This is a genomic window from Achromobacter sp. UBA5777, assembly GCF_002418565.1.
Lineage (GTDB): Bacteria > Pseudomonadota > Gammaproteobacteria > Burkholderiales > Burkholderiaceae_B > Achromobacter > Achromobacter animicus.
Genome location: NZ_DIEJ01000134.1, coordinates 1 through 12,094, shown reverse-complemented (window position 1 = coordinate 12,094; position 12,094 = coordinate 1). Strand labels below are relative to the sequence as shown.

The 12,094-nt window shown below is 66.9% G+C and carries 11 protein-coding genes; 9 read left to right on the top strand and 2 right to left on the bottom strand.

What is annotated here, in order from left to right:
- Positions 1-1,233 (top strand): ATP-binding protein (locus B3446_RS09865; RefSeq protein WP_414632407.1); only part of this gene is annotated, 1,233 nt, incomplete at its 5' end.
- 438 nt (positions 1,234-1,671) lie between these two features.
- Positions 1,672-2,553 (top strand): DMT family transporter, encoded by an 882-nt coding sequence (locus tag B3446_RS09860; RefSeq protein WP_291380519.1) that lies wholly within the window; start codon positions 1,672-1,674, stop codon positions 2,551-2,553.
- A 56-nt stretch (positions 2,554-2,609) separates the two neighbouring features.
- Here B3446_RS09860 and B3446_RS09855 read toward each other — a convergent pair whose 3' ends face one another.
- Positions 2,610-3,578 (bottom strand): hypothetical protein, encoded by a 969-nt coding sequence (locus B3446_RS09855; protein ID WP_291380517.1) that lies wholly within the window; start codon positions 3,576-3,578, stop codon positions 2,610-2,612.
- Positions 3,579-3,998: 420 nt separating this feature from the next.
- Positions 3,999-4,985: a Bug family tripartite tricarboxylate transporter substrate binding protein gene (locus tag B3446_RS09850; RefSeq protein WP_056560769.1), complete on the bottom strand. Its 987-nt coding sequence runs from the start codon at positions 4,983-4,985 to the stop codon at positions 3,999-4,001.
- 555 nt (positions 4,986-5,540) lie between these two features.
- Here B3446_RS09850 and B3446_RS09845 point away from each other — a divergent pair.
- The 7 genes from B3446_RS09845 to B3446_RS09815 form a co-directional block, all read left to right on the top strand.
- A complete protein-coding gene (locus B3446_RS09845) occupies positions 5,541-8,456 on the top strand; it encodes a monovalent cation/H+ antiporter subunit A (protein WP_191578954.1) in 2,916 nt (971 codons plus the stop codon).
- Positions 8,456-8,800, top strand: coding sequence for a Na+/H+ antiporter subunit C (locus tag B3446_RS09840; protein ID WP_175121730.1), 345 nt, complete (start codon positions 8,456-8,458; stop codon positions 8,798-8,800). The genes B3446_RS09845 and B3446_RS09840 overlap by 1 nt, the downstream gene beginning before the upstream one ends.
- A complete protein-coding gene (locus B3446_RS09835; RefSeq protein WP_175121729.1) occupies positions 8,797-10,428 on the top strand; it encodes a monovalent cation/H+ antiporter subunit D in 1,632 nt (543 codons plus the stop codon). Before B3446_RS09840 ends, B3446_RS09835 begins: the two co-directional genes overlap by 4 nt.
- The gene (locus B3446_RS09830; protein WP_191578952.1) at positions 10,428-10,910 is read left to right on the top strand and encodes a Na+/H+ antiporter subunit E; all 483 of its coding nucleotides are present in this window, start codon (positions 10,428-10,430) and stop codon (positions 10,908-10,910) included. The genes B3446_RS09835 and B3446_RS09830 overlap by 1 nt, the downstream gene beginning before the upstream one ends.
- Positions 10,907-11,188, top strand: a complete 282-nt coding sequence (locus tag B3446_RS09825) for a K+/H+ antiporter subunit F (RefSeq protein WP_056317324.1) — start codon at positions 10,907-10,909, stop codon at positions 11,186-11,188. The genes B3446_RS09830 and B3446_RS09825 overlap by 4 nt, the downstream gene beginning before the upstream one ends.
- Positions 11,185-11,526, top strand: coding sequence for a monovalent cation/H(+) antiporter subunit G (gene mnhG, locus B3446_RS09820; protein WP_175121727.1), 342 nt, complete (start codon positions 11,185-11,187; stop codon positions 11,524-11,526). Before B3446_RS09825 ends, mnhG begins: the two co-directional genes overlap by 4 nt.
- Positions 11,527-11,683: 157 nt before the next feature.
- Positions 11,684-12,094, top strand: a 411-nt coding sequence (locus tag B3446_RS09815; protein ID WP_291380508.1) for a hypothetical protein, incomplete at its 3' end; no start/stop codon positions are given.

Here is a 12,094-nt window from a genome sequence, read left to right as displayed (position 1 = left end):
GACCTGCCGGCCTTGCAGCGCGACCTGGCGCGCGCGGAGTCGGCAAGCGCCGCGTTGCTCAAGCGGGCGGGCGTCGACACCCTGGCCGATGCAGAACAGCGGCACGCGCGCTACAACGCGCTGCAGCGCGAACTTGAAGGCGTGCGCAAGACGCTGAGCATCCATGCGCCCCGCGGCGTGGATGCGCTGCGCACCCAGCGCGACGAGGCACTGGCGCGGCTGGCGCAGTTGCAGGAACGGCTGTCCAAGCTGCCGCCCGCGCAGGAAACCGAAGACGGCATTGCTGACGCTGATGCCGACATAGGGGATGACGATCTGCCCGACGCCGTGCAGGCCCTGCGCGAGGCCGAAGCTGTTGCGGCGCAGGCGGAAAAGGCAGTCGCCGACGCGCAGCGCGCGCTGGACGCGGACACGGCCCGCGCCCAGTTGCTGGAAGGGCAGGCTGCCGCCCGGGGCGCAGAACTCCAATCCGACGAACGCTCGGCGCAACGCCACGCCCGCGCCGGCCGCCTGGCTGAAGTGCGCAGCGCCCACGACCAACTCGAACTGCGCGTACGAGAGGCTCGGGCCTCGTTGGCCGAACACCGGCCCGAACTCGCGGAACAGGACGTGCAGCGGTTCGAAAAATCCGCCGCCATCGAACGCGACGCCCAGCACAAGCGGCACGGCGACATCCTGCAATTGCAGGGCAAGCTGGACCAGGCCGGTGCGCAAGGCCTGGGAGAACGCCTGTCGGAAGCGCAGGCGGCCTGCGAGCGTCTGCAACGGCGCCGCGACGAATTCGCACGGCGCGCCGCCGCGCTGGATCTGCTGCAAAAGCTGCTCGCCGATAAACGCGCCGCCGCCACGCAACGCCTGCAAGCGCCGCTCGCCCGCCGCCTCAATCACTATCTGGCGCTGCTCTTTCCCGACGCCGCGCTGCGCCTGGACGATGCGCTGCTGCCCACGGCGCTGCGCCGCGGCGATGGCGAAGACGCGCTGGACGCCCTCAGCTTCGGTACGCGCGAACAGCTCGGCATCCTGGCGCGGTTCGCCTACGCCGATCTGCTGCGCGAGGCCGGCCGGCCCACCTTGCTGCTGCTGGACGATGCGCTGGTCCACACCGACGACGCCCGGCGCGACTTCATGAAGCGCGCGCTGTTCGATGCCGCGACACGGCATCAGATCCTGATGTTTACGTGCCACGGCGAGGCATGGCGCGACATGGGGGTTGAGCAGCGCAGGATCGGTTAGCGAACCGGCCCGGACCCGGCACATCGGTGCCGGGAAGCAGCGCGGCCTCAACCGCCGATGCTTGACGCTGCGGCCCGGCGCCGGTAGTCTGCCCGGATGCCTGCTTACACGCCTTTCACCATGCCTGCCCGCGCCGTCCGCGCGGGTCTTGCGTGCGCGCGCGTGTCGGCTTCGTTCTCCGCCGGCGCTCCGCCGGCTGTGTCTCCCGTCAAGAACGCGGCGCCGCCGCCCGCATCGCCGCCTCGCGGCGTCGTGTCTGGCGCGCATCCGCCTGTGTCAGCCGTCCTAGGCTGACCCGCCGCATCTCCGTCTCCCGCCTGAACTCCAGCGCCGCACCGCGAGCATGACGCATTGACGTCGCCCGCCGCGCGCGCACATGGGCGCGCGTTATCGCGCCCCGGGCGGGAGTCTGCACCCCATTCAGACAGGTGATACCTCATGTCCAACATCCGACGCGCGTGGGCTGCCCACGCGTCCACCACCTTGTTCGTGCTGCTGTGGAGCGGCGGCGCGATCTTTGCCAAATGGGGGTTGTCGCATGCCTCCGCCTTTGGCTTCCTCTTGTTCCGCTGCTTGCTTGCGCTGGCGGTGCTGCTGCTGATCTGCACTCGGCGCGGACGTTGGTTGCCGCAGACCGGCACCCGCATGCAGGTCGCTACAACGGGCGCGTTGCTGATCGGCAGTTACTCCATCTGCTACCTGCTGGCGCTGGACCACGGCGTGACGCCGGGCGTGCTGGCGACATTGCTCGGCGCGCAGCCCATCCTGACGCTGGCGCTGACGGAGCGCCGCTTTGCGCCGGCGCGTCTGGCGGGGCTCTGCCTGGCGCTCGCCGGGCTGGTGCTGGTCGTGTATCAAAGCATCGCGCTGACGCGCTTGTCCGTCGCGGGCATCGCGTACGCCTGCGCGGCGCTGGCCAGCATGACCGGCGGCGCCTTGCTGCAAAAGCGCGTCCAGCAGCCGCCGATGGACGTGATGCCGCTGCAGTACGCGATCAGTCTGGTGCTCTGCCTGCTGTTCGCACCATTCCAGCCGCTGCACGCCGACTGGAGCGTCGGTTTCATCGTGCCGTTGATCTGGATGGGCCTCGTGATTTCGGTCGGCGCCACGCTGCTGTTCTACCGCATGATCCAGGCAGGCAACCTCGTCAATGTGACCAGCCTGTTCTATCTGGTGCCGGTGGGCACGGCGGCACTGGATTACCTGATTCTGGGCAATCGCTTGCCGGCGCTCAGCCTGGCGGGCATGGCCGCGATCCTGACAGGGTTGATGCTGGTGTTACGCCATCCCGCGCCGCTCCACAAAGAGGGGCTGCGATAGCGGCTATGGCAACCACACCCGCAGGNNCCGCCCCCCGACAGCCCGTGGCGGCGTTCTCAGCCTTGCGGACCGCCCGCGTAGCCATCACGCTTCGTCGCGCCGACATCCATCCATCCATTCCACGGCGGGTCGGCGGGCGCGGCGCCGGCGCTGGTTGCGCCGTCCGCTCCCGCCCAATGCCCGCTCACCAACTGAGCCGGGCGGGATTGGGCAACCACCCGCGCGCACAGATCCCACGCGTCCAGCCGCACGCTCAGTCCGGCGTAGACGCCGTGTCCCGCGCCCGCCTCGATGACGCCGGCCGCCTGCGCGCCTTCGCCCGCGCGGATGGCGCCCTCGGCGCGGATGTCCTCGCCGGCGATCAAGCCCCACCCGCAGGCGAGGTGCTCGCCCGACTGAATTGAACCCCCAGCCTGAATACCGCAGCCGGCATTGATTTCCTGTTCCGCGGTCACGCCGCCGCCTGCCTTGATGCCTTGCCCGCACTTGATGGCGCCTTGCGTGCTGATGTCCTGGCCGGCATGCAGGTGACCGGTCACGGCCAGGTCCTGCCCGGCGCAGATGTCCCACTTGGCGCGCACATTGCCGCCGCAATCCAGGCGCGTCGCAATCTCGATCCCCCAGTCGGCCGCCACGTCGCCGCCGGCGCGCAGGTTGCCGCCACTGGCAATGTTGCCGCCGGCGGTGATGTTTTCACCCGCCACGATCGACTCGCCGGCGCGAATGCCACCGCCCGTGATGAGGCTGCGGCCGGCGCGAACCACCGTGTCCACGTTGATGCCCATGCGGACCTCCAGCGTTCCCGCAAACACGATGGCGGTGGCATCCAGCGTGTCCAGCCGCAACACGGCGTCGGTCGGACCGAACTGGTCCAACAGCCAGCAGGCGTCGCCGACGCGGCCGTCGGCGACCAGGGCATCGAGCACGGCCTGGTAGTCCCCCTGTCCGTTGTGGTCGCGGAGGAACCATTTGTAGCCGCCCGCGCAGGGGTTCTTGGCTTTGACGAATTTCTTGGTGAGTTGCATGGCGCTGATTCGAAAAGTGCGGTGCGTGCCTGCGGCGCAAGCCGGGAAAGGCAAGCGAGCGGCGAAATGGAGACGAGCGCCCGCCACGCGGCAGTGCGCCCGCCGGCCGGTTTCAGGCTGCAAGACGCGCGGATGTGCGCAGGCAGCCGGCAACGGGCCGGAGCAAAAAATCAGAAAGGGGAAAGGCGGGCGATTAGCCGGGCTTGGACCGCGCGTAAGCGGAACGCGCGGCGACCTCCTGCGAACTCAACAGCGTTGAGCGCAGGGCGCAGAGAGCGCAGGTGACGCAGGGAAGGGAAGATAGATCGGATTGCACGGGGCAGATGCTACCACCCGGGCAATTGCCGTCAAGCGGGGACGAATGCAAACAGGGGCGCCAACCGCAAACCGCTGGCCCGCGCCCCTCTCGTCAGGTTGCGATCAGTTCGTCAGGACGATGTTGCGGTCCTTGGCGATGCGCTGGCGCAGTTCGAGTTCGCGCTTGATCTGCGCGGCGTACTCGGCCGGCGTGTTGCCGTCCACGATCGATCCGCCGTCGGCCAGGCGCTGGGCGATCTTCGGATCCTTCAAGGCCTTGACCGCCGCGGCGTGCACGCGGTCGACCACGGCTTGCGGCGTACCGGCCGGCGCCACCAGGCCATACCACGCCATGTTGTCCATGTCGGGCAGGCCACCCTCGGCGAACGTCGGCACGTCCGGCAGGGCGGGCAGGCGCTTGGGCGCCGCTACGGCCAGCGCGCGCAGCTTGCCGGCCTGGATGTGCGGCATGGAGGAGGGCAGGTTGTCGAACTGGACGTTGACCTGGCCGGCGATCACGTCGTTCAGCGCCGGACCCGATCCGCGGTAGGGGACGTGAACCATGTCGGTCTTGGTCAGCGACTTGAACAGCTCGCCGTCCAGGTGGCTGATGCCGCCCGCGCCCGACGACGCATAGCTGTACTTGCCGGGGTTGTTCTTGAGCAGGGTGATGAACTCGGCCAGGGTCTTGGCGGGCACGCTCGGGTTGACCGTCATGACGTTGGGCACGTTCACCATGTTGGTGATCGGCGTGAAGTCCTTGAGCGGGTTGTACGGGTTTTTGGGATTGGTGGCCGGATTGGTGGCCATGGTGCTGACCGTCGCCACGCCCAGCGTGTAACCGTCGTTGGCAGAGCGCACCAAGGCGTCGGCGCCGATGGAGCCGCCGCCGCCGGCGCGGTTTTCCACGACCACGGGCTGGCCGAGTTCACGGCCCAGGCCCTCGGCCACGACGCGCGCCACGATATCGGTGGTGCCGCCGGCGGCAAACGGGACGATCAGGCGGATGGGTTTATTGGGGTAGGGATCTGCGGCCTGGGCAGCGGAGGTCAGGCAGGCGCCAGCGATGGCGGCGGCCAGGACGGCCTTGGCATGTGACAACACGTTCAAGAGTCTTCTCCATATTGTTGTTCCGAACCGGCCATCTTGCCGGGCCAGCTTCGGTGAGGCGCGCATTGCCGGGGTGTCGCAAGCCAACGCCTCGTGGCCGCATTCCACACAGGTATGTCCCCATGGTCAACTCGGGATTGTCCCTGTCATGAGAAATCGCAAAATTTCTAACGTGCTCTTAAAAAGCGCGGAGATGACAGAAGTTACAGGAAAAAGTCAGTCTGACAGGCAGTTGAACACAATTTGAGAAGCTTTCGATGCGCAATTGCTGCGCAGTCATCTTGCTGTCATTAGCTGGGTACGTACATAAATCCCTGCATAACTTACAAGAATCTGATATTTTTCGGATGAGATTCTTGCCCGGTCTTGCAAGAAAGCTATTGCGTTTGTTTCTGTCTGCGCCGTTCAATTGGCGTTGGTTGATGTCCCCTCGGGGCAACGTGTAGTGCAGCGACGCACCGGGCCAAGGGTTCCGTCCGTTTTTCAATCCCCGGTCTGTTTCGTCTCTCGCTGCCCTGCGCTGGCGGGAGGGGGCCCGGACATTTTCGGAACGCCATGTCGCTGATCCTGATCCTCGCTCTGCCGTTCGCCGGCAGCCTGTGCGCCGCGCTGCTGCCTTCCAACGCCCGCAACGCCGAGGCGTGGTTGGCTGGCCTCATCGCCCTCGCGTGCGTGGTTCTGATCGCGACGCTCTATCCGGACGTCGCCAACGGCGGCGTCATACGGGCCGATATGCCCTGGGCGCCCGCCCTGGGTCTGCAATTCACCCTGCGCATGGACGGCTACGCGTGGCTCTTTGCGCTGATCGTCTCCGGCATGGGCGCGCTGGTCGTGTTGTACGCGCGCTATTACATGTCGCCGGAAGACCCGGTCCCGCGCTTCTTTTCCTTCTTCCAGGCCTTCATGGGCGCCATGCTCGGCGTGGTGCTCTCGGGCAACCTGATCCAACTGGTCCTGTTCTGGGAAATGACCAGCCTGGCGTCGTTCATGCTGATCGCCTACTGGCACCACCGCCTGGACGCGCGCCGGGGCGCGCGCATGGCGCTGACGGTCACCGGGGCGGGCGGTCTCTGTCTGCTGGCCGGGGTGCTGATCCTGGGTCATATCGTCGGCAGCTATGACATGGACCGCGTCCTGGCGTCGGGCGACCTGGTCCGCGCCGACCCCTGGTATCCCGCCGTCCTGGTGCTGGTGGCGCTGGGCGCGCTGACCAAGAGCGCGCAGTTCCCGTTCCATTTCTGGTTGCCCAACGCCATGGCCGCGCCCACGCCGGTGTCCGCCTATCTGCACTCGGCCACGATGGTCAAGGCGGGGGTTTTCCTGCTGGCGCGATTCTGGCCCGTGCTGTCTGGCACCGACGAATGGTTCTGGATCATCGGCGGGCTGGGTCTCATCACGCTGGTGCTGGGCGCCTACGCGGCGATCTTCCAGCAGGACATGAAGGGCGTGCTGGCGTATTCCACGATCAGCCACCTGGGCCTCATCACGCTGCTGCTGGGTCTGAACAGCACGCTGGCGCTGGTGGCCGCCATCTTCCACATGATCAACCACGCCACGTTCAAGGCGTCGCTCTTCATGGCGGCGGGCGTGGTAGACCACGAAACCGGCACGCGCGACCTGGGCCGGCTGTCCGGCCTGTATAAGGCGATGCCCATTACTGCCACGCTGGCGATGGTGGCCGCGGCCTCGATGGCGGGCGTGCCGCTGCTGAACGGTTTCCTGTCCAAGGAAATGTTCTTTGCGGAAACCACCTTCGTCAGTGCCGACCGCTACGTCCAGCTTGGCCTGCCGCTGCTCGCCACGATCGCCGGCGCATTCAGCGTCGCCTATTCGCTGCGTTTCATCCTGCAGGTGTTCTTCGGCCCGCCGGCCACCGACCTGCCGCGCGAGCCCCACGAGCCGCCGCGCTGGATGCTGCTGCCCAGCGCATTGCTGGTCCTGATGTGCCTGTTGGTGGGCATCGTTCCCAGCCTGACCGTCGGCCCGTTCCTGGCCACTGCGGCGCAGAGCATCCTGGGCGAGAACATGCCCGACTACAGCCTGGCCGTCTGGCACGGTTTCAATCTTCCGCTGGCGATGAGCCTGGTCGCCACTACCGCAGGCGTGCTGCTGTACCTGGCCCTGCGCGCGCATCAGCGCGCCAATCCGGGCCGGGTGCCGTTCATCTACCGCCTTGACGGCCGCCGCACCTTCGAGGCGCTGCTCGATGGCTCCAGCGTCGCCGCCGCGTGGCTGCTGCGCTGGGTGTCGTCCACGCGTCTGCAGGTGCAGATGGTGCTGATCCTGGTGGGCACGCTGTTCGTCGCGTGGCTGCCGCTGCGCGCCGGCGGCTGGCTGGACGGCGCGGTGCGCCTGACGCCGGTCGATCCGGTATTCGCCTTGCTGTGGATCGTGGGCGGCACCTGCGCCTTGGCCGCCGCGTTCCAGGCCAAGTACCACCGCCTGGCTTCCTTGGCGCTGGCGGGCGGGGCAGGGCTGATCACCTGCCTGACCTTCGTCTGGTTCTCCGCACCCGATCTGGCGCTGACGCAACTGTCTGTCGAGGTCGTGACGCTGGTGCTGTTGCTGCTGGGCCTGCGCTGGCTGCCGCGCCGCATCGTGCAGGACGACGAAGAAAGCCTGAAAGCCACGCTGCAGGCACGCGGCCGCCGCCTGCGCGATCTGCTGTTGGCCGTGGCCGCCGGCACGGGTATGTCGGCGTTGGCGTATTCGGTGCTGGCGCGGCCGCAGACCAATCCCATTTCCTCCTATTTCGTGGATCGCGCGCTGCCCGACGGCGGCGGCACCAACGTCGTCAACGTGATCCTCGTGGACTTCCGCGGCTTCGATACGTTCGGCGAAATCACGGTGCTTGGCATCGTGGCGCTGACCGTCTACGCGCTGCTGCGCCGCTTCCGTCCGGCCGCCGAGAGCGCGGACATCCCGCGCCAGCAGATGGATCAGGACGGCGGCATCCCGGACGCGCCCGACATCAAGTCTCCGGTGCCCGCAGGCTCGATGATGGTGCCCGCGGTGCTGGTGCGCCTGCTGCTGCCGATCGCCGCGCTGATCTCCGTGTATTTCCTCTTGCGCGGCCACAACCAGCCCGGCGGCGGTTTCGTGGGCGGCCTCATCTTCGCCACCTCCGTCATCCTGCAATACATGGTCGGCGGGGTGTATTGGGTCGAATCCCGCAGCCGCCTCAATCCCCAGAACTGGATCGGCATCGGGCTGCTGTCCGCCGGCATTGCCGCCGTGAGCGCATGGCTGGCCTACAAGCCGTTCCTCGCCGCGCTGGCCTGGGACGTCGCGCTGCCGCTGATTGGCCACGTCCACGTATCCAGCGTGCTGCTCTTTGATCTGGGCGTCTACATGCTGGTCGTCGGATCCACCGTGCTGGTACTGGTGGCGCTTGCCCACCAATCCCTGCGCGCGCAACGCAAGGCCGCCGCCGAGCTCCAGGCGGCCGCCGTTCAAACAGGAGAAGCCTGATGGAATTGATATACGCTGCCGCAATCGGCGTGCTGGCGGGCTCGGGCGTATGGCTGCTGCTGCGTCCCCGGACGTTCCAGTTCATCATGGGCCTGTCGCTGGTCTCCTACGCGGTGAACCTCTTCATCTTCGGCATGGGCCGGCTCACGTCCGGCAGGCCGCCGGTGGTGGATCCGTCCATGGCGCATGATCCTTCCTGGTATGCGGATCCGCTGCCGCAAGCGCTGGTGCTGACCGCCATCGTCATCGGCTTTGCCACCACCGCGTTGTTCCTGGTTGTGCTGCTCGCCTCGCGGGGCCTCACGGGTACCGACCACGTTGATGGACGGGAGTCCCAATCTTGAGTTTCTGGCTTCAACACCTTCCTGTCCTGCCCATCATCATTCCGCTGGTCGCGGGCGCGGCGATGCTGCTGTTCGCCGACACCAGCCGCTACGCGCGCGGCGGGGTCGCGCTTTTATCGACGCTTGCCCAGTTGGCGGCCGCGATCGCCTTGCTGGTTGTGGCCGGCGGGGGCGTGCCCGGCGTCTGGGAAAACGGGGTAGGGGCCTACCTGGTGGGCGACTGGCCCGCGCCGTTCGGCATCGTGCTGGTGGTCGACCGCCTGGCCGCCGTCATGCTGACGCTGACAGCCGTGCTGGGACTGGCCACGCTGGTCTACGCGCTGGCCCGCTGGGATCGCGCCGGCGTGCATTTCCATTCGCTGTTCCAGTTCCTGCTGATGGGCCTGAATGGGGCCTTCCTGACCGGCGACCTGTTCAACCTGTTCGTGTTCTTCGAAGTGCTGCTGGCGGCGTCGTACGGCCTCCTGCTGCACGGGTCCGGCGTGGCGCGCGTCAGCGCGGGCCTTCAGTACATCGCCGTGAACCTGGTGGCCTCGTTCCTGCTGCTGATCAGCATTGCGCTGATCTACGGCGTGACGGGCACGCTCAACATGGCGGACCTGGCCCTGCGCGCTGGCAATCTGGCGGGCGCCGAACGCATGCTCTTCGAGGCGGGCGCCGCCATCCTCGGCGTGGCCTTCCTGGTCAAGGCAGGCGCCTGGCCGCTCAACTTCTGGCTGGTCAAAGGGTATGGTTCGGCCGGTGCACCGATCGCGGCCATGTTCTCCATCATGACCAAGGTCGGCATCTACGCGCTGTTGCGCATCGGCTCGCTGCTGCTGCCCACCGGTGCGCCCGCCGCCTTCAGCCTGGACTGGATGTTTGCCGCCGGACTGGCCACGCTGCTGTTTGGCGCCCTGGGCCTGTTGGCCACCCAGCAACTGGAAAAAATGGTCGGCTACTGCGTCATCGTGTCGGCCGGCACGCTGCTAACTGCCCTGGGCATGCCGGGCGTCACGCTCACGGGTCCCGCGCTCTTTTACCTGATCAGCTCCGTGCTGACCACGGGCGCGTTCTTCCTGCTGGCCGAACTGATCGAACGCACGCGCAGCTTTGGCGCGAACGTGCTGGCGGTCACGCTCGATGCCTTCGACCTGGACGATCCAACCTCAGTGAACCGCTCCGACGACGTCGTCGGCGTGGCGATTCCCGCGGCAATGGCGTTCCTGGGCCTGGCCTTCATTTCCTGCGCGTTGCTGGTGACCGGTCTGCCGCCGCTGTCCGGCTTTGTCGCCAAGTTCTCGCTATTGTCGGCAGCGGTATCGGCCGCCACCGAGTCGGCCCCGCCCATGGACGCCTGGCTGCTCGTGGCCGCCGTGCTCGTGTCGGGTCTGGCCGGCTTGATCGGCCTGGGCCGCACCGGCATCCGTATCTTCTGGGCCAGCGACGACCGCAGCACGCCGCGCCTGCGCGTGATCGAGGCAGGCCCGGTCGCCGTGCTGGTGCTGCTGTGCGTGGGCCTGGCCGCTGGCGCGGGTCCCGTGTCGGCCTACCTGGACGACGCCGCCCGTTCGCTCGACCAGCCCGCGTCGTATATCGACGCCGTCATGTCCGCGCAGACCGTGCGCGGCGTCAAGGGAGGAAGCTGATGCGCCGCCTTTACTTCCTGATCCTGCCCACGCTGCTGTTTGCACTGTGGCTGCTCCTCAATGAAAGCGTGTCGCCGGGTCAGATCGCCCTGGGCATCGCGCTGGCGCTATGGTTCACGTGGGCCGCCTCGCGCCTGCGCCCGCTGCATGCGCGGCCGCGCCACCTGTGGAAGGTGATTCCGCTTTTCCTGCACGTGACATGGGACATCATCAAGTCCAACGTCGCGGTGGCGCGGCTGATCCTCAATCCACGCCGCAATGAGTTCTCGCCGGGTTTCATCCTGATCCCGCTCACCATACGCGACCCGCATGGCCTGGCAATGCTGGCCTGCATCCTCACCTACACGCCCGGCACCGTCTGGGTGAACCTGACCGAAGACCACGCCCTGAAACTGCATGTGCTTGACCTGCAAAACGAAGACGAGTGGATCGAACTGGTGCAGCAGCGCTACGAGCGCCCGTTGATGGAGATGTTCGAATGAATTCCGTACTGTATTGGGCGGCGTCCTTTGCCTTGCTCTGCTTTGCGCTGGGCATGGTGTTCGCCACGATCCGCCTGTTGCGCGGCCCCACCGCGCAGGATCGCGTCCTAGCCCTGGACACGCTATACATCAATGGCATGCTGACGATGCTGGTGTTCGGTATCCGGTCCGGCACGTCGGTGTACTTCGACATCGCGCTCCTGATCGCGCTGTTCGGCTTTGTGGGCTCTACCGCCATGGCGCGCTTCCTGTTGCGCGGCGAGGTCATCGAACCATGATGGAAGTCGATATCCCCCTGTGGGCTGGAATCCCCGCCACCATTCTGCTGGTGCTGGGCGGTCTGCTGGCCGTGACCGGCTCGGCCGGGCTGCTGCGTTTCCGCACCTTCCAGTCGCGCATCCATGCCCCCACGCTGGGCAACACGATGGGCTGCGCCTGCGTGCTGGCGTCTTCCATCCTCGTGTTCTCGGCGCTGTCCGCGCGGCCGGTGTTTCACGAGGTCATCATCACGCTGCTGCTGATTGTGTCGTCGCCTGTCACGGCCATGTTGTTGATGCGCGCAGCTACGTACCGCAACCGCCTCACCAAGGCGGAAGCGGACAAAGACGCGCGCTGATTTCGGGCCGTCCCTGTTTGCTGACGTTGAAACGTAACCTTACGAATTCACGTCGCTAGTTATGTCCCCCATCGCGCCGTCATGGGATAGTGAGGTCAGTTGGCGGCGCGGTTGATACCGCGCCGTCCGGGTTCAATCTCTTCATAAGGAGCTGACCATGAATACTGTTCCCATGCCTTCGAAGCGCCTGGCTGCCATTTTCTGCACCGCCGGCCTGATGCTCGCCGCTGGCGCGGCTCAAGCGCAATCTTCCGGCGCCTCGGCGCAGTCCAGCTATCAACAGGACGTCGCCGCCTGCAAAAGCGGCAGGACCGGGCAAGCGCTGGATGCCTGCCTGCGCGAAGCCGGCGCGGCGCGCCAGGAGCGCAGCCGCCAGAATCTCCGCGAAGAAAGCCCCGAACAGCTGCAGCAGAACATGGTGGCGCGCTGCAACCGCCTGCCGGAGACCCAGCGCCAGAATTGCGTCACGCAAATGACCGCGCCGGGCAACGTGCGCGGCAGCGTGCAGGGCGGCGGCGTGCTGCGCGAGACCGTGATCCAGGTGCCCGCCGGCACGGCCCCGGGCATG

Coding starts and splice junctions, on each gene's coding strand:
- B3446_RS09830 (WP_191578952.1), top strand. CDS start 10,428: ATGCGCCGCCTTTACTTCCTGATCCTGCCCACGCTGCTGTTTGCACTG.
- B3446_RS09855 (WP_291380517.1), bottom strand. CDS start 3,578: ATGCAACTCACCAAGAAATTCGTCAAAGCCAAGAACCCCTGCGCGGGC.
- B3446_RS09825 (WP_056317324.1), top strand. CDS start 10,907: ATGAATTCCGTACTGTATTGGGCGGCGTCCTTTGCCTTGCTCTGCTTT.
- mnhG (WP_175121727.1), top strand. CDS start 11,185: ATGATGGAAGTCGATATCCCCCTGTGGGCTGGAATCCCCGCCACCATT.
- B3446_RS09845 (WP_191578954.1), top strand. CDS start 5,541: ATGTCGCTGATCCTGATCCTCGCTCTGCCGTTCGCCGGCAGCCTGTGC.
- B3446_RS09860 (WP_291380519.1), top strand. CDS start 1,672: ATGTCCAACATCCGACGCGCGTGGGCTGCCCACGCGTCCACCACCTTG.
- B3446_RS09840 (WP_175121730.1), top strand. CDS start 8,456: ATGGAATTGATATACGCTGCCGCAATCGGCGTGCTGGCGGGCTCGGGC.